The 23148-nt window shown below is 66.5% G+C and carries 21 protein-coding genes; 6 read left to right on the top strand and 15 right to left on the bottom strand.

The genetic code is table 11. The annotated features are described in order from the left end of the window. Positions 1 to 207 precede the first annotated feature (207 nt). The 4 genes from infB to rimP form a co-directional block, all read right to left on the bottom strand. A complete protein-coding gene (gene infB / locus AC5RUU_RS04095) occupies positions 208 to 3114 on the bottom strand; it encodes a translation initiation factor IF-2 (protein ID WP_493973934.1) in 2907 nt (968 codons plus the stop codon). 152 nt (positions 3115 to 3266) lie between these two features. Beyond that, a complete protein-coding gene (locus AC5RUU_RS04090) occupies positions 3267 to 3614 on the bottom strand; it encodes a YlxR family protein (protein ID WP_493973933.1) in 348 nt (115 codons plus the stop codon). A 178-nt stretch (positions 3615 to 3792) separates the two neighbouring features. Continuing rightward, entirely contained in the window at positions 3793 to 4773 is a 981-nt protein-coding gene (gene nusA / locus AC5RUU_RS04085; RefSeq protein ID WP_493973932.1) for a transcription termination factor NusA, read from the bottom strand. Then, the gene (gene rimP, locus AC5RUU_RS04080) at positions 4773 to 5390 is read right to left on the bottom strand and encodes a ribosome maturation factor RimP (RefSeq protein ID WP_493973931.1); all 618 of its coding nucleotides are present in this window, start codon (positions 5388 to 5390) and stop codon (positions 4773 to 4775) included. The genes nusA and rimP overlap by 1 nt, the downstream gene beginning before the upstream one ends. A gap of 104 nt (positions 5391 to 5494) precedes the next feature. Between rimP and AC5RUU_RS04075 the strand changes: the two genes are divergently transcribed. Then, entirely contained in the window at positions 5495 to 6664 is a 1170-nt protein-coding gene (locus AC5RUU_RS04075; RefSeq protein WP_493973930.1) for a DUF4439 domain-containing protein, read from the top strand. 102 nt (positions 6665 to 6766) lie between these two features. Beyond that, positions 6767 to 7804, top strand: a complete 1038-nt coding sequence (locus AC5RUU_RS04070) for an aminoglycoside phosphotransferase family protein (RefSeq protein WP_493973929.1) — start codon at positions 6767 to 6769, stop codon at positions 7802 to 7804. A gap of 60 nt (positions 7805 to 7864) precedes the next feature. Here AC5RUU_RS04070 and AC5RUU_RS04065 read toward each other — a convergent pair whose 3' ends face one another. Genes AC5RUU_RS04065 through AC5RUU_RS04055 form a run of 3 tightly spaced genes read right to left on the bottom strand, consistent with a single transcriptional unit; the run spans position 7865 to position 11920 of the window. Beyond that, a complete protein-coding gene (locus AC5RUU_RS04065; protein ID WP_493973928.1) occupies positions 7865 to 9256 on the bottom strand; it encodes a pyridoxal phosphate-dependent decarboxylase family protein in 1392 nt (463 codons plus the stop codon). 55 nt (positions 9257 to 9311) lie between these two features. Further along, entirely contained in the window at positions 9312 to 10106 is a 795-nt protein-coding gene (locus AC5RUU_RS04060) for a sulfite exporter TauE/SafE family protein (RefSeq protein ID WP_493973927.1), read from the bottom strand. Between the two features lie 8 nt (positions 10107 to 10114). Then, entirely contained in the window at positions 10115 to 11920 is a 1806-nt protein-coding gene (locus tag AC5RUU_RS04055; RefSeq protein ID WP_493973926.1) for a proline--tRNA ligase, read from the bottom strand. Between the two features lie 427 nt (positions 11921 to 12347). Between AC5RUU_RS04055 and AC5RUU_RS04050 the strand changes: the two genes are divergently transcribed. Genes AC5RUU_RS04050 through AC5RUU_RS04040 form a run of 3 tightly spaced genes read left to right on the top strand, consistent with a single transcriptional unit; the run spans position 12348 to position 14565 of the window. Further along, positions 12348 to 13178 carry an ABC transporter ATP-binding protein gene (locus AC5RUU_RS04050; protein WP_493973925.1) on the top strand — a complete coding sequence of 277 codons (831 nt, stop codon included), beginning with the start codon at positions 12348 to 12350 and terminating at the stop codon, positions 13176 to 13178. Then, positions 13178 to 13933, top strand: coding sequence for an ABC transporter permease (locus AC5RUU_RS04045; RefSeq protein ID WP_493973924.1), 756 nt, complete (start codon positions 13178 to 13180; stop codon positions 13931 to 13933). The genes AC5RUU_RS04050 and AC5RUU_RS04045 overlap by 1 nt, the downstream gene beginning before the upstream one ends. Then, positions 13930 to 14565: a TetR/AcrR family transcriptional regulator gene (locus tag AC5RUU_RS04040; protein ID WP_493973923.1), complete on the top strand. Its 636-nt coding sequence runs from the start codon at positions 13930 to 13932 to the stop codon at positions 14563 to 14565. The genes AC5RUU_RS04045 and AC5RUU_RS04040 overlap by 4 nt, the downstream gene beginning before the upstream one ends. Here AC5RUU_RS04040 and AC5RUU_RS04035 read toward each other — a convergent pair. The 8 genes from AC5RUU_RS04035 to dxr all read right to left on the bottom strand — a co-directional run bounded on the left by AC5RUU_RS04035 (position 14542) and on the right by dxr (position 21626). After that, positions 14542 to 15273, bottom strand: a complete 732-nt coding sequence (locus tag AC5RUU_RS04035) for a hypothetical protein (RefSeq protein ID WP_493973922.1) — start codon at positions 15271 to 15273, stop codon at positions 14542 to 14544. The genes AC5RUU_RS04040 and AC5RUU_RS04035 overlap by 24 nt on opposite strands. A gap of 51 nt (positions 15274 to 15324) precedes the next feature. Further along, complete coding sequence (locus tag AC5RUU_RS04030; protein WP_493974021.1) at positions 15325 to 16215, bottom strand: GNAT family N-acetyltransferase; 891 nt, start codon at positions 16213 to 16215, stop codon at positions 15325 to 15327. Beyond that, the gene (gene ispG / locus AC5RUU_RS04025) at positions 16178 to 17344 is read right to left on the bottom strand and encodes a flavodoxin-dependent (E)-4-hydroxy-3-methylbut-2-enyl-diphosphate synthase (RefSeq protein ID WP_411376019.1); all 1167 of its coding nucleotides are present in this window, start codon (positions 17342 to 17344) and stop codon (positions 16178 to 16180) included. Before ispG ends, AC5RUU_RS04030 begins: the two co-directional genes overlap by 38 nt. A gap of 33 nt (positions 17345 to 17377) precedes the next feature. Further along, positions 17378 to 17671 (bottom strand): YciI family protein, encoded by a 294-nt coding sequence (locus tag AC5RUU_RS04020; protein ID WP_493973921.1) that lies wholly within the window; start codon positions 17669 to 17671, stop codon positions 17378 to 17380. A gap of 84 nt (positions 17672 to 17755) precedes the next feature. Continuing rightward, complete coding sequence (locus AC5RUU_RS04015) at positions 17756 to 18283, bottom strand: hypothetical protein (protein WP_493973920.1); 528 nt, start codon at positions 18281 to 18283, stop codon at positions 17756 to 17758. Beyond that, positions 18280 to 18972 (bottom strand): MarR family transcriptional regulator, encoded by a 693-nt coding sequence (locus AC5RUU_RS04010; RefSeq protein WP_493973919.1) that lies wholly within the window; start codon positions 18970 to 18972, stop codon positions 18280 to 18282. Before AC5RUU_RS04010 ends, AC5RUU_RS04015 begins: the two co-directional genes overlap by 4 nt. Before the next feature lie 120 nt (positions 18973 to 19092). Beyond that, positions 19093 to 20424, bottom strand: coding sequence for a M50 family metallopeptidase (locus AC5RUU_RS04005; RefSeq protein ID WP_493973918.1), 1332 nt, complete (start codon positions 20422 to 20424; stop codon positions 19093 to 19095). Between the two features lie 17 nt (positions 20425 to 20441). Further along, the gene (gene dxr, locus AC5RUU_RS04000; RefSeq protein ID WP_493973917.1) at positions 20442 to 21626 is read right to left on the bottom strand and encodes a 1-deoxy-D-xylulose-5-phosphate reductoisomerase; all 1185 of its coding nucleotides are present in this window, start codon (positions 21624 to 21626) and stop codon (positions 20442 to 20444) included. Positions 21627 to 21684: 58 nt separating this feature from the next. Between dxr and AC5RUU_RS03995 the strand changes: the two genes are divergently transcribed. Beyond that, a complete protein-coding gene (locus tag AC5RUU_RS03995; RefSeq protein ID WP_493973916.1) occupies positions 21685 to 23142 on the top strand; it encodes a lipase maturation factor family protein in 1458 nt (485 codons plus the stop codon). Positions 23143 to 23148: the final 6 nt, after the last annotated feature.

The following is a 23148-nucleotide window of genomic DNA, read 5'->3' as shown; positions in this document are numbered from 1 at the left end:
GCAGCTGACGTACCCACGTTCGATTACTGCCACGCACTAGGCGCGAGTCGACGACGGACCCGCGTTGGATTTTTCCGGCGGCCTGGGAGTGGCATCGGGCCTGCCGAAGCTGGGTGGCCGACGTCGTAAGACGTTGGCCACCCAGCGAAGGGGCGGGGCCGCCGGAAAAATCCAACGACCCCGCACCGTTTTTGAGGCTGGAACAACTTAGACGCGCGGCTTCTCACGCATCTCGAAGGTCTCGATGATGTCGCCTTCGGTGATGTCGTTGTACGAACCAAGGCCGATACCACACTCGAAGTCGGTGCGGACTTCGGTGGCGTCATCCTTGAAGCGCTTGAGCGTCTCAATGGTGAGGTTGTCACCGATGACCTTGCCGTCACGGCTGATGCGTGCCTTGGTGTTACGGCGGATGATGCCGCTGCGGACGATCGAGCCTGCGATGTTTCCGAACTTGGAGGAGCGGAAGACTTCGCGGACCTCGGCGGTGCCCAGCTGGAATTCTTCGTATTCCGGCTTGAGCATGCCCTTGAGCGCCATCTCGATGTCATCAATTGCGGAGTAGATGACCGAGTAGAAGCGCATGTCCACGCCCTCGCGGTCTGCCAGTTCGGCAACCCGCTCGGCGGGCTTGACGTTGAAGCCGATGATGACGGCGGAGTCGACCGTGGCCAGGTTGACGTCGTTCTGCGTGATGGCACCCACACCCCGGTGGATGACGCGCAGCTGCACGCCTTCGCCGACGTCGATCTTGAGCAGGGCGTCTTCGAGGGCTTCCACGGCGCCGGACACGTCACCCTTGAGGATGAGGTTGAGGGTGTCGATCTTGCCGTCGGCCACTGCCTGGTCGAAGTCTTCCAGGCTGATGCGCTTACGGCGCTTGGCGAGCTGGGCGTTGCGCTCTGCGGCTTCACGCTTCTCGGCGATCTGGCGGGCGGTCCGTTCGTCGGTGGTCACCAGGAAGGTGTCACCGGCGCGCGGCACGTTGGACAGGCCAAGGACCTGGACCGGACGGGACGGCAGCGCGACGTCGAGGGCTTCGCCGTCTTCGTCGAACATGGCGCGGACGCGGCCGTGGGCCGTGCCGGCCACGATCGTGTCGCCGACGGCCAGGGTACCGGACTGCACCAGGACGGTGGCCACGGAACCGCGGCCCTTGTCCAGGTTCGCTTCAATGGCGATACCGCGGGCGGCCTTGTCCGGGTTGGCCCGGAGGTCCAGCGCGGCGTCGGCGGTCAGCAGCACAGCGTCGATCAGCTCGTCGATGTTGACGTTCTGGCGGGCCGAGACCTCAACGAACATGGTGTCGCCACCGTATTCTTCCGGAACGAGGCCGTACTCGGTCAGCTGGCCCTTGACCTTGTCCGGGTTGGCGCCTTCCTTGTCGATCTTGTTGACGGCCACGACGATCGGCACGTTGGCCGCCTGGGCGTGGTTGAGGGCTTCAACGGTCTGCGGCATGACGCCGTCGTCCGCTGCGACCACGAGGATCGCAATGTCGGTGACCTTGGCACCACGGGCACGCATGGCGGTGAACGCCTCGTGGCCCGGGGTATCGATGAAGGTGATGTCGCGCAACGTGCCCTCATGCTCATGGCTGATCTGGTAGGCACCGATGTGCTGGGTGATGCCGCCGTGCTCGCCGGCCACAACGTCCGAGTTGCGGATGGCGTCCAGCAACCGGGTCTTACCGTGGTCCACGTGGCCCATCACCGTGACGACCGGAGGACGTGCCTCGAGCTCGTCGTCGCCTTCAGCCTCAAGTTCGGCCTCCACGTCGATATCGAAGGTGGACAGCAGCTCGCGCTCCTCGTCCTCCGGCGACACGACCTGGAGCTTGTAGCCCAGTTCTTCGCCCAACAGCGCGAAGGTGTCCTCGTCCAGCGACTGGGTGGCCGTTGCCATTTCACCGAGGTGGAACAGGACGGTGACCAGCGCGGCGGGGTTCGCCTCGATCTTGTCGGCGAAGTCCGTGATGGACGAGCCACGGCGCAGTCGGATGACGGTGTTGCCGTCGCCGCGGGGTACGCTCACGCCACCCAGCGACGGTGCGCTCATCTGCTCAAGTTCCTGGCGCTTCGCGCGCTTCGACTTGCGCTGCTTGCCGCGGCCTGCACCGCCCTTACCGAAGGCACCCTGCGTGCCGCCGCGGCCGCGGCCGCCCTTGCCGAAGCCACCGCCGGCGGGAGCACCGCCGCCGGCACCGGGACCACCGGTGCCCGGGGCGCCGCCTGGACGTCCGGGACCACGGCCACCGCCACCGGGACGGCCGGCACCCGCAGGTGCCGGACGCTCAGTGCGGTTCGGCATCATGCCGGGAGTGGGACGGTTTCCGCCTGCACCACCGGGACGCGGACCAGCACCGGCACCCGGACGGGAGCCGCCGGCACCGGCTGCGGGACGGGGGCCGCCCGCACCCGCGGCGGGACGCGGACCACCCGGACGGGGACCGCCGGCACCGGCAGCGGGACGCGGACCACCGGGACGGTCTCCGTCGGTACGGCCGCCACCGGGACGGGGCATGCCCTGGGAAGTGGCAAACGGGTTGTTGCCCGGGCGCGGAGCACGGTCACCGTCGCCGCCACGGCCGCGGGGCATGCCCTGCGAAGTTGCGAAGGGGTTGTTGCCTGGGCGGGGTCCGCCCGGGCGGGGCGCGCTGGAACCCTGGCCGGAGGCTCCCGGGCGTGCGGCGGGAGTGTCAGCCTTGGGAGCCGGACGCGCGCCGGGCTTTGCCCCGGTGGACGATGCTGCGGGCGCGGCCGGTGCAGCCGGAGCGCTGGCGGCGGGTGCCTCAGGAGCGGCCGCCTGGGCTGGAGCTGCGGGAGCTGCAGGGGCCGGCGCCTTGGGAGCCGGAGCCTTGGGGGCTGCCGGGCCGGGAGCCGGGGTTGACGGAAGTGCTTCCGCGGCGGGAACAGGCGCCTTGGGAGCGGCTGCTGGGGCTGCGCTCTTCGCGGCAGCGTCGGGGAAGGCGTTGCGCAGCTTGCGCACGACGGGTGCCTCAATGGTGGATGAGGCGGAGCGAACGAATTCGCCCAGTTCCTGCAGTTTTGTCACTGCATCTTTGGAAGTAATACCGAGCTCTTTTGCGAGCTCGTGTACGCGGACCTTGGCCACATTTCTCCTGTCTCGGTCCGCACCGAGCCAGGCACGAACCGTCTACTTCTTACTGCGGGCCCCAGCCGCGGATACTGCAGAAGGGCCCATTGCAGAGCGCAACAAAGTTGTCATCGTTACGCACTCATCGCTGGGAACTCATCGGGTTTCCATCAGATTTCTGACCCGCTTTCAGGTTGGACGGTTGGTGTCGCAGCCACCGTGGTGGCTGCAACGTTCGGGCCTGACGTGATCCGGCGTTCCACGGCTTCGGTTCCGGTTGCGCCCCGAAGGGCACGTCCGAACGCTCGCCGCTTGATTGCCAGAGCCAGGCACGATGCGCTGGGATGCAGCCATGCACCCCGGCCAGCCATCCGGCGTCGTTCATCCACCAGGACAGCGGTTGATCCGTTGCCCTCGGCGACGAGCCGGAGTAACTCCGACCGCGGTCCCTTCTTCCGGCAACCGATGCAGGTGCGTTCCGGTTGACTCCCGCTGGTAAGTACTTCTGCCACGGTCATCGTCCTGACGTTCATCTCTGCCGGCCGCAGGTGGACTCTCCCCCATCGGGAGGAGGGCACACCCAAGGCGCACGGTTGCCGGCCGTAAGGCGCGGTCCTGTCTATTCTAGCCCCTCCGGGCCTTTCTGCCCGAACCGTCGAGCGGTTCCGGCGTGGCAGGAACCGCGGGGACGGCCGGTCAGCTTTCCTTGGCCGTGGCGGCGTCGGAAACGATATCGATCCGCCAGCCGGTGAGCTTTGCGGCCAGGCGGGCGTTTTGGCCCTCTTTGCCGATGGCCAAGGACAGCTGGTAGTCGGGAACCACCACGCGTGCGGAGCGGGTGGCCTCGTCAGTGATGGTGACCGAATTCACACGGGACGGCGAGAGTGCGCTGGCGATAAAGGTGGCGGGATTCTCGCTGAAGTCGACGATGTCGATCTTTTCGTCGTTGAGCTCCGTCATGACGGCGCGGACCCGGGAACCCATTTCACCGATGCACGCACCCTTGGCGTTAATGCCGGGAGCGTTTGCCTTGACGGCGATCTTGGTGCGGTGCCCCGCTTCACGGGCGAGGGCAACGATCTCCACCGAACGGTCGGCGATCTCCGGAACTTCGAGTTCGAAGAGCTTGCGCACCAGCCCCGGGTGGGATCGGGACAGCGTGACGGACGGGCCTTTGGAACCGCGGTGGACGTCGATGACCAGGGCACGGAGCCGGTTGCCGTGGATGTACTTCTCCCCGGGCACCTGCTCGGGCGGCGGAAGCAGCGCCTCCACGGAGCCCAGGTTGACCTGGATCATGTGCGGGTTGTTGCCCTGCTGGATAGTGCCGGCCACCAGCTCACCCTCGCGGCCCTTGAACTCGCCCAGCACGTTGTCGTCCTCTACGTCGCGCAGGCGCTGGAGGATGATCTGCCGGGCAGTGCTGGCGGCAATGCGGCCGAACCCTTCCGGAGTGTGCTCGAACTCGCCGATGGGGGCGCCGTCGTCGTCGATCTCGACAGCCCAGATAGTCACGTGGCCGCTCTTGCGGTCCAGCTCGGCCCGGGCCTTTTCAAAGGCCCCGGGAGACTTGTGGTATGCCACCAGGAGCGCCTGCTCGATGGTGGGGATCAGGAGGTCCAGCGGGATTTCACGCTCACGCTCCAGAAGTCTCAGTGCGCTCATGTCAATATCCATCAGGCCTCCTCAGAAGGTCCATTGTGTTCAGGTTCCAGACCGGCCTCGTTGAGGTGGCTGAATTCGATCTCGACTTTTCCGCTGCGGATCCTGTCGAAAGGAAGTTTGACGGGGTCGCCCTGCTTGGGCTTCATGCCCTTCTTGACGGCGATCTCCGGGACAAGCGTCACGCCGGCGTCGTCCACCGACTGGATGCGGCCGGTGACGTTGTCGCCCTGGATGACGTTGACCGTGACCATCCGGCCCCTTGCCCGGTGCCAGTGGCGGGGTTCGGTCAGGGGACGCCCCACTCCCGGTGAGGAAACTTCAAGATCATAGGGGCGGCTGTCCGTGGCGGGATCGCTGTCCAGAACTTCCGAAAGGACCTTGGAGATGTCCGCGATGACATCAAGGCTGACCCCGCCGGATTCCTCCTGCGGCAGGTCCACCACAACGTGGACCACCCGGTGTGAACCGGCAACGTTTATTTCCACGTCCTCGAGGTACAGGCGGTTGGCCAGGACCGAGGGTTCAAGGAGTGCCCTTAGCCGGGCAGCTTCCGGATTGTGTGCCGTTGCGGACCCAGCCCTGCCCGTTCCGGTGGGGTCTGGTGAAGCCGTGGCTTCTGCATTGCTCACGATGCCGGCCGCCTCCCTATAGATGATGTGGTGTGTACTAGCGTAGCTATTTTACCGGCTCAGTGGTGCAGGCGATCCCCCCAAGCGTGGCACCATGGTCTGTTGTGAACGACGACAGCCAGGAAAACCGCCCGCGGATGCGCTATTTCCGGCACGCCGTCCTGTCGCTCTCAGCACTCCTCGTCCTCAGCCTCGGATTCGCCCTGATCCCCGCGGATCCGCCTCCGCCGGCCGCTCCCCCGTTCTCGGAGCAGGCACGCGATGCAGCCTTGGACGACGCCCTCGTGCTCCGCAGCGCAGGGCTCCAGCTCGCTGACGGAGCGGCCGACGGCGGTGCTGCCGCCACCATGGACCGGGTTGTGACCTTGCTGACCATCCAGGCACGTGCGCTGGTCCTGCCGGAGGCCGCCCCGGCTTCCACACCATCAGCCACCCCCTCCGCTTCCGCCACCCCTACACCGTCCGCGTCACCGCCGATGACAATGCTTGAGCTTGCAAGGGCCCTGGCGGACAGCGGTTCCAAACGGCTCCTGGATGCGGAAACGGCCGACGGTGGCATGGCCCGCCTTCTGGCGGGAGCTGGCACAGCCCAGCTCCTGGCTGCACAAGAACTCGCGGCGGCGTCCGGTGCACCGGACCCCGTCACCGCGATTAGCCAGGGAGCGCAGGGCGGGACGGCGACCGCCGCGCCCGCCGATGGTTCCGGCAGGACGGAAACGCAGGCTGCAGGGACACCAGCCGGTGAACCATCTGCTGCACCCTGCCCGTTCGTCCCATCGGATCAGGCGCTGTCCGGGGAGCCGGCACCGTCCCAAGAGCAGGCTACGGCAGCGGAAGGGGCGGGGCCGGGCGCTGCCCTGGCCGCCTTGGCGGCCGCTGAACTGCAGGCGGTATATGGCTACCAGGCAGCCCTGACGCGGCTGCCCGCGGGTGCTGCCGGCCCGGCGTCGGAATTCCTTGGCCGGCACCAGGCCCTTGCGGAAGATGCCGAAGCCGCCAGCCGGCTGCACTGCGCCGCGCCACCGCCGGCGCAGCCCGGCTATGTGCTGGAGCCGGACTTCCTGGCCGCACCGGCCGCCGGCCTGGCACGTCTGGAAGCCGCGACCCTGCCCGCTTACGGAGACGTGGTGGCACTGACGGGCGGCCCCACCCGCGCCTGGGCACTGGAAGCCTTGCAGGCTGCAGCTGCCCGGACCGTGCACTGGGGCGGGGACCCCGGCCCGGTGCCCGGGCTGCTCCTGGATGAGGCGCGGCTGCCGCTGCTTCCTTCCTGAACGCAGCCCCTGGGACCGCGCCCCTTGGATGCACCCGCTGCGGAACAGTCGCGCTCCCGCCCCGCTGCCGCGTGTACCTGGGCAGCACTTAGGCTGGAGCTGATGAGCACCCACCCAGCTATACCCATTCCTCCGGACCTCACCGCCCGGTACCGCCGAAACAGCACGGGACGGGCCTGGCTTGACTCGCTTCCGGACTTGATTCGGGGCCGGCTGGATCAGTGGGGCCTGGAGCCCGACCTTCCCGCCGGAAGCCTCCCCTGGAACGGGCAGGGCGGCATGGTGATTCCGGTAAGGCAGGCTGACGGTTCCCCGGCGGTACTCAAAGTAGCCTTCCCGCACGATGAAGCCAAGGCCGAACGGCATGCGCTGGCGCTGTGGCGGGGGCAGGGGGCCGTGGCCCTGCTCGAAGCCGATGCGGGCACGTGCACGATGCTCCTCGAGCGACTGGACGCCGGGCATTCGCTCTACAGCTTGTCAATGGAGGACGCCGCGGCGGTGTGGGGCGGACTGGTCCGCCGGCTGAGCCTCAGCCCGGACCACCGGCCGCAGTGGCAGGAGTTCGAACACATTGCCGCCCGTGCCGAGCAGTGGAGCGATGACCTGCCCGCGGACTGGGAGCAGCTGGGACGCCCCTTCCCCCGCTGGCTGCTGGAAGCGGCGCTGGAGGTGTGCCAGACCCGGGGCGCGGTGGGACGGCGCTCCGGACGGGATGCCCTTGTCCATACAGACCTGCATTTCCTCAATATCCTGGCCAAGCCCGGCAACCCCCATGGACGGCCGACGGTGGCAGGATACGCCGCCATTGATCCGCAGCCCATGATCGGGGAACCGGAGTTCGCCGTGGCTCCGGTGCTATGGAACCGGGTCAGGGAACTGCCGGCCGGTGGGGCGGCAGCTGGGCTGCGGGGCCGGTGCGCGGCCTTCAGCGCGACAGCCGGACTGGATGGCGAGGTCGCCCGGCAGTGGGCCGTTGCCAGGGAGGTGGCCAATGCGCTGTGGTACGCCGGGAAGCCGGGCCATCGGGGCGACCTGGCACGATCGCTTTGGGTGGCCAGCACACTTGCGGGCCGAACGCTCGAGGGGCTGCCGTCCGCGCAGGAGCTGCCCGAACCGGGCGGGGCCGGTGCGGGCGGCTGAGGAGGCGGGACGCCGCGTCGTCACGTGCAGAGGGTACGGCAACCAGGCAGGCTTGTTCAGTCAGGCACCACGTACTGCGCTCAGCGCGGTATCAACGGCTGCCACGGCAGTGCCTACGTCCTCTCCGGCCGTCTGCCAGTTACTGACGGAGATCCGCAGGACGTCCCGGTCCTGCCAGCGCGACCCGGACATCCAGACCCTTCCATCCTGAATGATGCGCGCAGTGACCGCGCGCGTGGTGTCGTCGTCACCGAAGGCCACGCACACCTGGGTGTAGTCGACGTCGTTGAGCACTTCGACGCCGTCCAGTCTGGCCAGTCCGGCCGCGATGTCCGAGGCGGCGGCTGCCAGCCCACGTACCTGTGCCGCCACGCCGTCGCGGCCCAGGCTCTTCAGCGCAGCCCATACCGGCACGCCCCGCGCCCGGCGGGAAAGCTCCGGCACCTTCTCGAACGGGTCCCCGGGTCCTTCCGCATCATGCACGAGGTAGCTTGTGTGCAGGCCCATGGCCGAGCGGAGCGCAGCGGCGTCACGGACAATGGCTATGCCGCAGTCATAGGGCACGTTCAATGTTTTGTGGGCATCTGTCGCCCAGGAGTCCGCTTCCTCGTAGCCGGAGGTCAGGTGCCGCAGCTCCGGAGCGGCGGCAGCCCACAGCCCGAAGGCCCCGTCAACATGGACCCATGCGCCGTGTTCTTTCGCGACGGCGATGGCGTCGGCAAACGGATCAAAGGCACCGGAGTGCAGGTTGCCGGCCTGCAGGCACACCAGGGCCGGCCCGGAGCGTTCAGCCAACGCGGCATCCAGCGCTGACGGAACCACGCGCCCCTGGCCATCCGCATCAACCACCGTGGGTTTCCCCAAACCCAGATACCGCAGGCCGAGGTCCACGGTGTCGTGCCGCTCCCGGCCCACAAAGCAGCGGACCCGGGGTGCACCGGACAGCCCGTCCCGGTCCAGGTCCCAGCCCTCGTTGGTGAGAAGCCGCCACCGCCCGGCGGCCATCCCGGTGAAGTTGGCCATGGTGGCACCGGTGACAAATCCCACGTCGGATCCGGCTGGCAGCCCCAACAACTCCAGAAGCCAGTTGCCGGCCCCCTCTTCGATGGCTGCCATGGCCGGGGTGGCATAGCGGAGCCCGGCATTCTGGTCCCAGGCACTGACCAACCAGTCAGAGGCAAGCGCTGCCGGAAGCGTGCCGCCGATGACCCAGCCGAAGAAACGGCCGGAGGGCATGGCCATGAGTCCGGGTTCAGCCGTTCCGGCCAGGAAGTCGACCACTTCGTCGGCAGGCATCCCCTGCCTGGGCAGGGGCCCGCCAAACGTCCCGGTCAGGTCGTGGGCCGCGAGCCTGGGCCCCACTGGCCGCTCCCGGAGGCTCCGCAGCCAGGCCGTCGAATGACGCAGGGCAGCTGCCATGGCCCGGGAATAGTCGTCGTCGCCGTGTGACATAACTGCATGCTACGCCTCGGCTCAGCATGCCACGAGGGGCAGGAATCCGCTCCGGTCAGGCGAAATTCTCCTGCCAGATGTCGTAGCCGAGTTTCACTATGAGGGCCGCAACAACCACCAGGAAGACAATGCGGACGAAACGGCTTCCCTGTTTGACGGCTGTCCTTGCGCCCAAGTAGCCGCCGGCCATGTTGGATGCCCCCAGCAGCAGGCCGAGCCCCCACAGAACGGAGCCGTGCGGCATGAAAAACAAGAGCGCGCCGGCGTTGGTGGCCATGTTCACGATCTTTGCCTTGGCGCTGGCTTCCAGGAACGCATAGCCCATTGCGGATACCAGCGCGATGACCAGGAACGAGCCGGTACCCGGTCCGATCAGGCCGTCATAAAAGCCGATCACCGCCCCGATGACGCATGCCAGGACATAGTGCTTGTGGCCGTCGTGCCGCAGTGCCGTGAGATCGCCCACGTTGGGCTTAAGTGCCGTGAAGAGCGCGACGGCCACCAGTGCCACCACGATGATGGGTTTAAAGACGCTGGCGGGGAGGGTGGCGGCCAACACCGCCCCGCCCAGGCTGCCCGCCAAAGCGATTACCGCCATGGGCACGGCGGTCTTCAGGTCAGGCCCCACCCGGCGGTAATAGGTGGTGGCGCTGGTGGCCGTTCCAAAAATGGAGCCGAGCTTATTGGTTGCCAGGGCCTGCACCGGACTGATACCGGGGACCAGCAGCAGGGCGGGAAGCTGGATCAGCCCGCCGCCGCCGACCACCGCATCCACCCAGCCGGCGGCAAAGCCAGCAAGCAGCAGCAGAAGGAGCGTGGTTAGCTGGAGGGATTCAAGTCCTAGTTCCACTGCCGCGGTTAGCTGTTGCGGACGGCGTTGACCACATAGTCAACAGCCTTATCAACCGCTACGTTCTCTGCCTCACCCGTCCGGCGGTCCTTGATTTCCACCACACCGTCCACCAGTCCACGGCCGACGGCCAGGATGGTGGGGACGCCCACCAGTTCGGCGTCGCCGAACTTCACGCCAGGCGATACCTTGGGGCGGTCATCGTAAATCACCTCGAGGCCTGCGGCCGCAAGGTCCAGCGACAGCTGTTCGGCGGTGGCGAAGATGTCCTCGCCCTTGCCGACGGCCACGACGTGCACGTCGGCCGGAGCTACGGCGCGCGGCCAGACCAGGCCCTTGGCGTCGTGGTTGGACTCGGCCAAGGCTGCCACGGCACGGGTAACGCCCACGCCGTATGAGCCCATGGTCACGGTGACCTGCTTGCCGTTCTGGTCCAGTACCTTCAAACCCAGGGCCTCCGCGTACTTCCGGCCCAGCTGGAAGATGTGGCCCATTTCAATGCCCCGGGCCGTTTCCAGAGGGCCGGATCCGTCAGGGGCAGGATCGCCCGCGCGGACTTCGGTGCACTCGATGACCCCGTCCCAGGTGAAGTCCCGTCCGGCCACCAGACCGTAGACGTGCTTGCCGGCTTCGTTGGCGCCCGTGATCCAGGTGGTGCCGCTGACAACGCGGGGATCCACCAGGTAGAGCAGCTTCGCGGCGCCTTCCGAGCCCAGCAGGGCCTGGTCCAGGGACATGCCCGGCCCGAGGTAGCCCTTAACGATGAGCGGGTGCTTCTTCAGGTCTTCTTCGCCTGCGGCCTCCAGGCCGATCTCGCCCGCGACCGGTAAGAACGCTCCGATGTTGGCCTCAACGCGCTTCAGGTCCACTGCCCTGTCGCCGGGCACTCCGATGACGACGATCTGGCGCTCGCCAGTGGGCAGCGTAACCGCGAGGACAACGTTCTTCAGGGTTTCGGCGGCAGTCCAGGCGCCGCCGTCGGGGCGCGGGAAGATCTGGTTGGAGGCTGCCACCAGTGTTTCGATGGTGGGGGTGTCCGGAGTGTCGAGCACCTGGGCCGCCGGGGCACCCGTGTAGTCGATCTCCTCGGGGACCACGGTGGTCACGGCCTCCACGTTGGCGGCGTAACCGGATGCCGAGCGGACAAAGGTGTCCTCGCCGATCTCCGTGGGGAACAGGAATTCCTCGCTCTTTGAACCGCCCATGGCGCCGGCGGTGGCGGCGACCGGGACAACCTCCAGGCCAAGCCGCGCAAAGATCTTCAGGTAGGCAGACCGGTGCGCGGCGTAGCTGGCGTCCAGGCCGGCGTCGTCAACGTCAAATGAGTACGAATCCTTCATGATGAACTCACGCCCGCGCAGCAGGCCAGCCCTGGGCCGGGCTTCGTCACGGTACTTGTTCTGGATCTGGTACAGGCTCAGGGGCAGGTCTTTGTACGAGGAGTACAGGTCCTTGACCAGGAGCGTGAACATCTCTTCATGGGTAGGGGCCAGAAGGTAGTCGGCGCCCTTGCGGTCCTGGAGGCGGAACAGGCCCTCGCCGTATTCGGTCCAGCGGTTGGTGGCTTCGTAGGGTTCACGCGGCAGCAGGGCCGGGAAGTGGACTTCCTGGGCTCCGATGGCCGCCATCTCCTCACGGATGATGTCCTCAACCTTGCGCAGGACGCTGAGCCCCAGCGGAAGCCAGGTGTAGATGCCGGGGGCTGCGCGGCGGATGTAGCCGGCGCGGACCAGGAGCTTGTGGCTGGCGACCTCGGCGTCGACGGGATCTTCACGCAGCGTGCGCAGGAAAAGCTGGGACAGTCTTAGGACCACGGGTGGTATCCGTTTCTGGGGAAGTGCTGGATCAGCAGGGCCGGACAATTTTCGTCTGGATACTAATCTACCGGCACACAGCGCCCGCTCCCCACTGCAGCCGATACCGGCGGGAACAACCTGCGCCGGACACAGAAGAGCCACGCCCGGAATTACAAAGCCCCTGGCCCCCCAGTGAGGCTGGTCATCGCATCCGGGCGTGGCTCAACGCCGTAATCGCCAAGTACTGGTGAGGACTGGTGAGACCGCCCAAACCACTCCAGCGCAGCTAGATCGAACCTATGTGATGGCGGGCACGTTGACAAGTATTTCTCTCTTCGAAAGCTGTTGACCGGCAGCGGCACGGGACCTACCTTTAATTCATCAAGTGATGAATTAAAGGGCGCAGCTCTTGTTCGGAGCAGCCTGAACGACGGCGGAGGCGGCCATGTCCCACGCGGCAGTACAACCAGTGAACGTCAGGCCCGCCCCAGCCGTGACGGTGGCCAGCCTGACAGTCTCCCGGGGCAGGCTCCACGTTCTTCGCAACGTGGATTTCGCTGTTCCCGCAGGACGGATCACCGGGCTGCTGGGTCCATCGGGAAGCGGAAAAACCACCCTCATGCGGGCCATCGTGGGAGTCCAGCTTGTGTCTTCCGGAACAGTGCAGGTCCTCGGACTTCCGGCAGGCAGTGCCGAACTGCGGCACCAGGTGGGTTACGTAACCCAGTCCCCGAGCGTGTATCCGGACCTGACCGTGGAAGCAAACGTCCGGTACTTCGGCGCCATGCACCGCAAAGGCAAAGCGGACGTCGCAGAGGCGATTGCCGCCGTCGGACTCGAACCGCAGGCACGCCAAAAGACGGCGGACCTCTCCGGCGGGCAGCTCAGCCGCGTCTCACTGGCTTGTGCGCTGGTAGCCCGGCCCAGGCTGCTGGTGCTGGATGAGCCCACGGTTGGCCTGGACCCGGTGCTGCGCGCAGATTTGTGGAGCCGGTTCCAGGCCATGGCGAAGGCAGGAACCACCCTGCTTGTTTCAAGCCACGTCATGGAGGAAGCCAGTCACTGCGACACCCTGCTGCTCCTGCGGGATGGCATGCTGTTGGCGCAGCTGACGCCTGAAGAGCTGAGCAGGCGCGGGCACAGCAGGGACCTGGAGAAGGCCTTCCTGGCCATTATCCGGGAATCCGGAGGCGGCCAGGAAGGCCGGCCGCCGGCAGAAGACGTTGGCAGCGGACACGCGGTCGGCGGCAATGCGACGGGCAGGAGGGCACGGTAATGGATGCCAGGATGCTTTTGGCCACCGCACGGCGGGTCTTGGACCAACTGCGCCATGACCGCCGCAGCATCGCCCTCATTCTGGTGGTGCCGGCGCTCCTGCTCACCGCCGTCTACTTCCTCTACGAAAATGAGACGCTTTCCCCGGGGACGCCGCGCACCTTCGACCGGGTGGGCCTGATGATGCTGGCAATCTTCCCGTTCGTCGTCATGTTCCTGGTCACCTCCATCACCATGCTCCGCGAACGCACCACCGGTACACTCGAGCGGCTGCTCACGACCCCGGTACACAAGGCAGACCTGCTCTTCGGGTACGGCCTGGCCTTCTCCATCATGGCGGCGCTCCAATCGCTGGTGGCAACCGCCGTGGCGTACTGGATTTTCAGCCTGGACATTGACGGCCCGCCAGGCTTCGTGGTGATGATCGCCGTGATCAACGCGGTTCTGGGCGTGGCGCTGGGCCTGCTGTGTTCGGCGTTCGCAAGGACCGAGTTCCAGGCGGTGCAGTTCATGCCGGTGGTGGTGGTCCCGCAGATCCTCCTGTGCGGGCTGTTCGTGCCCCGCGACCGGATGAACGGCGTCCTGGAGACCGTGTCCAATGTCCTGCCCCTGACGTTCTCCGTTGATGCGCTGCAGGAAATCGCCGCCCATGCCCAAGCCACGGATCGGCTCTGGCAGAATGCGGGCATCATGGCCGCCATAGTCCTGGGCGTTCTGGTGCTCGCATCGCTGACCCTGCGCCGGCGGAGCGCGTGAGTTCCCCAGGGCACGGCGCCGCCGCCACGGCCAGGCGGGGACGCCGGGGTGGTGCCACCGCCTCGCGGGAGCACATTCTCGACGCCGCCAGGCGGCTGTTCGCGGAACATGGCTTTGAGGGGACAAGCCTGCGCCAGGTTGCCCGCGCGGCAGGTGTCGATCCGGCCATGATCCACCACTTCTTCAAGGGCAAGGACGAGCTTTTCGCCCTCAGCGTGGAACTGCCGGTTGACCCCCGGGACGTGCTGTCCGGGGTGGCGGACTCAGACCCGGGCGAGCGGGCCGAGCTGATTGTCCGTGCTGTCCTGCGCCTTTGGGAAAGCCCTGCGCAGCCCAGCCTGGTGGCCTTCCTGCGCGGAACACTCGGATCAAAGGCGAAGACAGCCCTCCTTAGGAAAATGATCAACCGCACCATCATCAGCCGGATCACGGCCGGTATTCCGGGGTCACCGGCACAGGTGGCGGTGCGCGGGGACCTGGTGGCAACACAGATGGTGGGACTGATGATGGTCCGCTACGTGGTCCGGCTTGAGCCCCTGGCGTCTGCGCAGCCGGACGAGGTTGTCCGGCTCATTTCCCCGAACGTGCAGCGGTACCTCACCGGGAACCTATTTGAGGAGGGCGGCCGCTGAGTCCACGAGCGCACCTGCGCGGGTGGCGCTGGCTTCGCTGTCTGCCCCGGAGGTGACTGCGGTGATCACCACCCCCTGGTGGACCGCCTGCGCCGTGATAACGGACTGCACCTGGCCGTCGGGCAGCTGGGTGTCCGTGCGGTAGGCGGTGCTTCCGGCCATCCTGGCAACGCCGTCCAGTGGCGTGACCGTCAGCGATACATTCACGCCCGAAGCCGTCATGTTCATATGGGAGCACTTCTCCAGCTGGGCAGACGGATCTGCAACCTTTGCAAGGACAGACTTATCCAGTCCCGCCATCAGGGAAACCGCGGTGACCGTCCCGGTATCGGTGTCGGTGCTAAGACCCATGGCCATCGCCGCCCCGTCCATGGACGGCAAGGTGGTTGAGGCGGCAAGCTCCTTGCACTCCGCTGGCTCAACCTCGACGGAAGACAGCATCTCCTTTGTTTGCTCCAGCGTCGCACCCAAATCGGCGCTGGGCACAGCCGACAGCCGCCGATCAGCCGAGTCCCGTAGCTGGCGTACGATGACCGTCAGATCGTCGCTGGTATACGCCTTTGCCGTGGGGGTGGGGGTGGCGGCGGGAGCTGTGCTCGCCGCTGCGGAGCTTTCCGCTGCCGGGGAACCGTTGGCCGGGGCGGACGCGCCGCCACAGGCGGGGATTGTCATGGCAAGCAGGGCGGTGGCCGCGAAAGTTCCCAGCACGGACGTCTTCAATTTTCCCCCAATATTTAGATTCAAGCCGGCAGTGGCCAGCTAAAAGAGAACTGTAGCGAATGTTCCCACTTGCCGGAAACCGACTCGTTCGTAGGTTGAGCGGGCCCGCAGGTTGAAGCCGTTGACGTACAGGCTGGTGACCGGTGCCAGCTTCTGCGCTTGCTCAACCACGGCGGACATGTATCCGGAACTTAGCCCCTGCCCGCGGAAGAGGGGGTTCATCCAGACACCCTGGACCTGGGTGACCTCCGATGTGACCGCCCCGAGTTCCGCCTTGAACACCACCTCGTGGGCTTCATTGAGGTGAACCAGGGAATGGCCCTGCCGGATAAGGCCCTCCACCCGTCGGCTGTAGAACTCCCGACCGCCCAGGAAGGGCGAATACCCTACCTCCTCCTCGAACATGGCGGCGCAGGCGGGCAGGATGCGGTCAAAATCCGCGAGGCTCCCCCGGCCCAGGCCGGGGTTGGGCTTTACGCAAGGAGGGCCGTCGATGATCATCAAGGGCTGGTCCTCGCGTACCTCGTGCGCCCGGTGCCCCAGTTCCAGAAGCTCTGCGTAGAGGGCGAGCACCGCCGGCGCCGGCCCGAAGGCTGAGGCGTAACGGCGCCCGGACCTGTTGGCGGCCTCGGCAACCGCCCCGGCCAGGGCAGGGTCCAACTGGACCGGAACCAGGTTGGCGCCCGCCCAGCAGGCACCTACCAGGACGCCGTCGTCGAAAACCCCGAGGATACCGGCGCCCCCGCTAGTGGGCGCCGCCGTGCCCACAGCGTGCAAATGGGCAAGGATGAACACGTTGGCAACAGGGTCCTGCTGCGCAAGGGCCTTGAGTGCCGCGGTGTCGTGACCGTCCAGCGTGCGGACGGAAAGCCCCGCCGGATCAGGAACGTCCCTACGAGACGCTAACCACGGGGCTACCTTTGACAGCATCTTCGCCATCGGCCTCCCCCATCTCTTCCGCGATACGCATGGCCTCTTCGATCAGTGTCTCAACAATCGCGCTCTCGGGGACAGTCTTGATGACCTCGCCCTTCACAAAAATCTGGCCCTTGCCGTTGCCGGAAGCAACGCCGAGGTCGGCTTCGCGTGCCTCGCCGGGACCGTTCACCACGCAGCCCATCACCGCTACACGGAGCGGAATCTCCATTCCCTCCAGGCCGGCGGTGACCTGCTCGGCCAGGGTGTATACGTCCACCTGGGCACGGCCGCAGGACGGGCAGGAGACGATTTCCAGCTTGCGGGGGCGGAGGTTGAGGGACTGCAGGATCTGGTTTCCCACCTTGATCTCTTCCACCGGCGGGGCCGAAAGGGAGACGCGGATGGTGTCACCAATGCCACGGGAGAGCAACGCACCGAAGGCGGTGGCCGACTTGATGGTTCCCTGGAACGCCGGGCCTGCCTCGGTCACGCCCAGGTGCAGGGGCCAGTCGCCCTTTTCGGCCAGCATCTCGTACGCGGCGACCATGACAACGGGGTCATTGTGCTTCACGGAGATCTTGAAGTCGTGGAAACCGTGCTCCTCGAACAGGGAAGCCTCCCAGACCGCGGACTCCACCAGGGCCTCCGGGGTTGCCTTGCCGTACTTCTTGAGTATGCCGGGTTCCAGCGACCCGGCGTTCACGCCGATACGGATGGACGTGCCGTGATCGCGTGCGGCGGCGGCGATTTCCTTGACCTGGTCGTCGAACTTGCGGATGTTTCCGGGGTTCACCCGCACGGCCGCACAGCCGGCCTCGATGGCGGCAAAGACGTACTTCGGCTGGAAGTGGATGTCCGCGATGACCGGGATCTGGGACTTCCGGGCGATGATGGGCAGCGCTTCGGCGTCGTCAGCGGAGGGGCAGGCAACACGCACAATGTCGCAGCCTGATGCAGTCAGCTCCGCGATCTGCTGCAGCGTGGCATTGATGTCAGTGGTGGGCGTGGTAGTCATGGACTGCACGCTGATGGGGTAATCCGATCCCACCCCGACGGAGCCGACCTTGATCTGGCGCGTCTTGCGGCGCGGGGCAAGGACGGGTGGCGGGGCTGACGGCATTCCCAGGCTGACCGAGGTCACGTGGACTCCTAGATGTAAAAGGGGGAAAACGGCTTAGGCGGTGAGCCCGGCGAGCATGCCGGTCACAGGAGACCATTCGGTGATGCGTGTTCCGGCAATAACTCCGGCAGCCGCGAAGGGGTCCTGCTTCAGGATGGAGTTGAGGGCGGCTTCGTCCGTTGCCTTGAAAATCAGCAGCGCTCCTGCGCCGTCACCGTAGGGTCCGCTGGCCAGGATGGCACCGTCCTGGGCAAGGGTGCCGGTCCATTCGCGATGGGCGGGCCGGGCCTCGTTCCGGGCTTCGGTGGAATCGGCGGCGTAAACGTACTCAACGGCAAAAACTGTCATACCGCTACCCTATCGCCATGCCAGCCCAAGCACCCATCCCGGGCCGGGCCGCCAAGCCCTGCCGGCAGGGCCTGCGACGGCACCCTAGCTGAGGAAAAGGACTTTGATGGCTGCCGCGGTGCCTGCCGCCCAGAGCATGGACGCCAGGGTGCCGATGATGAACCGCTCCGCCGCTACGGGGGTCTCCTTCAGCTCCGCGAACCTGCCCAGGCCCTTGATGGCCACGATGTAGGCAATGGCCACGGGTTGGCCGGTGAGGATTGCCAGGCACACTCCCAGCCGCTCAAGAATGCCGATGATGGCTCCGCCGCGAAGGATGCGCTGGCCGGGTGGCGCGGGTTCGGCAGGTGAAGCGCCCGACGCCGGCCGGTCCGGTTCCGCGGTAAGCTCACCGTCCACGCTCTGGCCGGCTGTGTCCGGCAGGCTTCCAGATGCTGAGTCCACCGTGACATCCGCGGACGGGTCCTCGGCAGCCCGCCGGGCCTGTTCCGCAGCCTTCGCCGCGTCCGCCCTGTCGTCGATGGTCCGGGCGAGTTTGAAGACGAGCGAGGTGACGGGCCACCCGCCGAACCCGGCCACCAGCAATGCGGCAGCTATCCAGAATACGGTCACCGGTCTCCTTTGGCCTGGGGATGTTCAGTCTCGGCACGGGCAATGTTGGCGTGGGCATGTTCAAGGAGCATGGCTGCTGCCGGCCTGGCAGCCCATTCTTCCTGCCAGCCGGACCTCAGCACCGCGCGGCTCACCGATTGCTCTGTAATTCCCAACTCCCGGGCCACTTGTTTCTGGCTGCCGTGCCTGCCAGCCCCGCCCTCCAGTGCGCGGAGCCGGTCCACCACCCGCCACTGGGCCCGGGTGCGCTGCTGCACAAGCCGTCCGATCAACCGAAGAACCGCCTGGGCATTTGCGCTGGCCATTTCACTTTCCTGGGCCGGGTGCCGGGTGCTGTCACGACCCATGTTGCCGGATACCACTGACAGCGGAACCTGGCTGGCCGCGCCTTTGGCGAGTTCCACCGCCTTACGCGCGGCCACAAAGGCACTTCCGGAGCCCTCGCGAGGGCTGCCCCCCGAAACCAGTTGCACGGCACCGATGCCAATCCCCACGTACCAGTGCCCGCCCCGCAGTGCCTGCAGTGCGACGTCCACCACCTGGCTGGCTTGTTCCACCACGCCTTGGAGTTCGTCACCTACCGAGCGCTCGAATGCTGCGGATGTGAGTGCTGCCAGTTCCGAAATCAGCTCCGGCACGCGGTCCATGTCAGAGGTGCTGCCCCGCTGGTCGATCGTCAGGACGTACATGCTTCAACCGTATACGGCTGATGATGGGGAATCAATTGAAAATGGCTGATTATCCAATATCAGTCATAGAAGGCTGAGAGGCAGATTCAGTCGCCTGGGACTGCCGCGTCAGGCGAAACCTCAGCCGAAGAGATTAACCGGCTTCACAATGTCGGCGTAAATCAGCAGGGCGCTCATTCCCATCAGCAGGGCTGCCACGACGTAGGTCACGGGAAGCAGTTTGGCGATATCGAATGCGCCCGGGTCGGGCCGGCCAAAGAGCCGGGCGACCGTCCGCCGGGCGCCTTCGTAGAGCGCGCCGGCAACGTGTCCGCCGTCGAGCGGCAAGAGCGGGACGAGGTTGAACACGGCCAGCGCGAAGTTCAGCCCGGCCAGGAGGCCAATCAGGGTGGCCACCCGCGACTGGACCGGAATCTCCTCCATTGCTGCCACCTCGCCTGCCACCCGGCCAACTCCCACCACGCTGATGGGGCCGTTGGGGTCGCGTGGTTCCTCGCTGAAGGCCGCTTTCGCCACGCCCACCACACGTGCCGGCAGGTTGAAGATGACGCCGGCCACCTGGCGGATGTTCTCCCCCGCCATGGGCAGGACGGTCGAGGCCGGCTGGGGCACCAGTTCCGTCTGCGCGCCAATTCCCAGGAAGCCAACGTCCTGGTACAGGAGGGTGCCGGCGTCGTCCGTTGCCTGCCTGCCGTCGGCGCCGATGATGGGCCTGGCGGACAGGACCGGTGTCACGGTGGTGGAAAGGGTGGCCCCGTTGCGTTCCACGGTGATGTCCACTTCGCGGCCTGCGGAGGCGCGGATCCACTCGGTGAGCTGGTCCCAGCTGGTGATGTCCTTCCCGTCAAAAGTGGTGACCGTGTCGTTGGGCTGAAGGCCGGCTGCGGCTGCGGGGGTGAGCCGGCAGTCGGCGGAGTCCGGGTCCACCGTCTCGCCGGCCGCCACCTGGCATTTGGAAACGTCGGAGATGGTGGTGGTGGCGGTCGCCATGCCGAAGCCCATCAGCAGGACGGCGGTGAGGAGCAGGCCGAGGACCATGTTCATGGCCGGCCCGCCCAGCATGACAGTGATCTTCTTCCACACCGGAAGCCGGTAGAAGACCCTGTTCTCGTCGCCCGGGCCCACTTCCTCATGCGCCATCGAGCGTGCTTCCGTGGCGAGGGTCTGGAACATTCCGGTGCTGGAGGGGCGGACGGAGCCGTCCTCCGTATTAGGCGGGTACATGCCGATCATGGACACGTAGCCGCCCAGCGGGATGGCCTTGATCCCGTACTCGGTCTCGCCCTTCCGCCGGGACCACAGGGTGGGGCCGAACCCGATCATGTACTTGGTGACCCGCACCTTGAAGAGCTTGGCGGGTACCAGGTGGCCCACTTCGTGGAGCGCGATGGAGGCAGCGATGCCGATGGCTACGAAGACGACGCCGAGGACAAAAAGGAGAACAGGGGTCATGGAGGTGGTGCTGCTTCCTAGAGGCTGCTGACTGCTAAACGTTCGTGGGCGCGGGCGCGTGCCCACGCCTCAGCATCCAGCACGGATTCCACTGTCAGCCGGGAAGAACCTGAATGCTCGCTGAGGACACTGTCCACGGTGTCCACGATGTCTGTAAAACGGATGCGGCCCGCGTGGAAGGCCGTCACAGCTTCCTCGTTCGCGGCGTTGAAGACAGCAGGGTAGGTGCTCCCCTGCCTGGCGGCCTCCTTGGCAAGGTCCACGGCAGGGAACGCTGCAGCGTCCAGTGGTTCGAAGGTCCAGGTGGCGGACCGGGTCCAGTCACACGCCGCGGCGGCCTTGGGCACCCTGTCCGGCCAGCCCAGCCCCAGCGCGATGGGCAGGCGCATGTCCGGTGGTGACGCCTGGGCGATGACGGAGCCGTCGATGAACTGGACCATGGAATGCACCACGGACTGCGGGTGGACCACGACGTCGATCCTGTCCAGCGGAACGCCGAACAGCAGGTGCGCCTCGATCACCTCCAGGCCCTTGTTCACCAATGTGGCCGAGTTGGTGGTGACCATGACGCCCATGTCCCAGGTGGGGTGCGCCAAGGCTTCCTGCGGGGTGACGCCGTGGAGCTCGTCGCGGCTCCTGCCCCGGAACGGCCCGCCCGACGCTGTGAGGATCAGTTTCTCCACTTCGGCGGCGGATCCGGACCGCAGGCATTGGGCAATTGCTGAGTGCTCGGAGTCCACCGGGACGATCTGGCCTTCCCGGGCCGCCGCCTTGACCAGTTCTCCGCCCACGATGAGGGATTCCTTGTTGGCCAGAGCCAGTGTTGCTCCGGACTTCAGCGCGGCCAGCGTGGGGGCCAGTCCGATGGATCCGGTGATGCCGTTGAGCACCACGTCCGCCTCAGTTTCCGCAATGCGGGTGGAGGCATCGGGCCCGGACACGACATCCGGGCGGTAGCCGGGCTTCCCTGCCACGGCTGCGGCGTCTGCAATCAGTGCTTCCAGCCGCCGGGGATCGCCGCTGGCGATACCCACCGCGGCAGCCCCGGTGTGTACTGCCTGCCGGGCCAGGAGTTCCAGGTTGCCGCCGCCCGCACTGAGTGCCACGACCTCGAAAAGGTGCGGGGCGCCGTCGACGACGTCAATCGCCTGGGTGCCGATGGAACCGGTGGATCCGAGGAGGACGATTCTGCGTGGCTGCATTGCTTAAGTATCCCGCACCATCCTTGACCTGCTGACGGCCCGGCGTAACGTGGATTCCGTGGACTGGCTGTCATGGTTCGATGCGCCGGAATACGAGTTCGCCCGGCAAGTACTGCAGCGGGGCGTCGCCGCACTCTACTTCGTGGCGTTCCTCTCCTCCCTCAACCAGTTCCCGGCACTGCTGGGCGAACGCGGCCTTCTCCCGGTGCCGGAATACCTCGGCGCCTTCAAGAGGCTGCGACGGCCTACCCTGTTCCGCTGGCGCTACTCCGACCGTCTGCTGCGGGTGGTCTGCGCAACGGGCCTCCTGGTGTCGGCACTGCTCGTGGCCGGCATCCCGCAGCTGGGGCCGCCGTGGGTGCCGCTCATTGCATTCCTGGCCCTTTGGCTGCTGTACATGTCGATCGTGAACGTCGGCCAGACGTTTTACGGCTTCGGCTGGGAAATGCTGCTCCTGGAAGCGGGCTTCACCGTGGCGTTCCTGGGATCAGACCAGACGGACCCGCCCCGGACCATCCTGATCCTGATTGCGTGGCTGGTGTTCCGGCTGGAGTTCGGAGCCGGGATGATCAAGATCCGTGGCGGCCGCGAGTGGCGCGACCTGACCGCGCTGTACTACCACCACGAGACGCAGCCGATGCCCGGTCCGCTGAGCCGCCAGGCCCATCTGCTGCCCAAGCCCCTGCATAAGGTGGAAGTGCTGGGCAACCATTTCGCCCAGCTCGTGGTCCCGTTCTTCCTGTTCGCGCCGCAGCCGGTGGCCAGCGTGGCGGCGGGGATCGTCATTGCCACACAGTTGTGGCTGGTGGCCTCCGGAAACTTCGCGTGGTTGAACTGGATCGCCATCGTCCTGGCCTTCGCTGCGGTGAGCGATCCCGTAGCCCACGCCGTGGTGCCGGCCATCCCTTTGGATTGGCACGGCGGGACCCAGGAGACGCCGAACTGGTGGCTGGGGGTCACACTTGCTGCCACGCTGTTGCTCGTGGTGCTCAGCTACTGGCCGCTGCGGAACCTGCTCTCCAGCAGGCAACTGATGAACGCCAGCTTCAACCGCTGGCAGCTGGTCAACACCTACGGGGCGTTCGGCTCAGTGACCAAGCAGCGGATAGAGATCGTGGTGGAAGGGACCCTGGACGAGGAGCCGGACGGCTCCTCGTGGCGTGAGTACGGGTTCAAGGGCAAGCCCGGGGACCTGCGGCGGATCCCACGGCAGTGGGCGCCCTACCACCTGCGGCTGGACTGGCTCATGTGGTTCCTGCCGCTGCGCACGGTGCATGAGGAGTGGTTTTACGCTTTCCTCACCAAGCTGCTGGAGGCGGACAGGCAAACGCTGCGGCTCCTGCGCCACGACCCGTTCGACGGCAGGGCGCCCCGGTGGGTACGCGTCCGCAGCTACCATTACCGTTTCGCCACCCGGCAGGAGTTCCGCGAGACGGGGAACCGCTGGGTGCGGACGCTGCTCTACGAGCCCATACCGCCGCTGTCGCTGCGCCGGGAGCCCGGCCGGCGCCGGTAAGTGGCC

The sequence above is a fragment of the Arthrobacter sp. K4-10C genome (genome assembly GCF_059090085.1).
This window is presented reverse-complemented; position numbering and strand designations above follow the sequence as displayed.

What these genes read in the sequence shown, in the direction of transcription:
- AC5RUU_RS04020 (WP_493973921.1), bottom strand. Translation starts at nt 17,671, where the DNA reads ATGACAGTTTTTGCCGTTGAGTACGTTTACGCCGCCGATTCCACCGAA.
- dxr (WP_493973917.1), bottom strand. Translation starts at nt 21,626, where the DNA reads ATGCAGCCACGCAGAATCGTCCTCCTCGGATCCACCGGTTCCATCGGC.
- AC5RUU_RS04070 (WP_493973929.1), top strand. Translation starts at nt 6,767, where the DNA reads ATGAGCACCCACCCAGCTATACCCATTCCTCCGGACCTCACCGCCCGG.
- AC5RUU_RS04005 (WP_493973918.1), bottom strand. Translation starts at nt 20,424, where the DNA reads ATGACCCCTGTTCTCCTTTTTGTCCTCGGCGTCGTCTTCGTAGCCATC.
- AC5RUU_RS04045 (WP_493973924.1), top strand. Translation starts at nt 13,178, where the DNA reads ATGGATGCCAGGATGCTTTTGGCCACCGCACGGCGGGTCTTGGACCAA.
- AC5RUU_RS04010 (WP_493973919.1), bottom strand. Translation starts at nt 18,972, where the DNA reads ATGTACGTCCTGACGATCGACCAGCGGGGCAGCACCTCTGACATGGAC.
- AC5RUU_RS04065 (WP_493973928.1), bottom strand. Translation starts at nt 9,256, where the DNA reads ATGTCACACGGCGACGACGACTATTCCCGGGCCATGGCAGCTGCCCTG.
- nusA (WP_493973932.1), bottom strand. Translation starts at nt 4,773, where the DNA reads ATGGATATTGACATGAGCGCACTGAGACTTCTGGAGCGTGAGCGTGAA.
- AC5RUU_RS04050 (WP_493973925.1), top strand. Translation starts at nt 12,348, where the DNA reads ATGTCCCACGCGGCAGTACAACCAGTGAACGTCAGGCCCGCCCCAGCC.
- AC5RUU_RS04030 (WP_493974021.1), bottom strand. Translation starts at nt 16,215, where the DNA reads ATGCTGTCAAAGGTAGCCCCGTGGTTAGCGTCTCGTAGGGACGTTCCT.
- AC5RUU_RS04090 (WP_493973933.1), bottom strand. Translation starts at nt 3,614, where the DNA reads ATGACCGTGGCAGAAGTACTTACCAGCGGGAGTCAACCGGAACGCACC.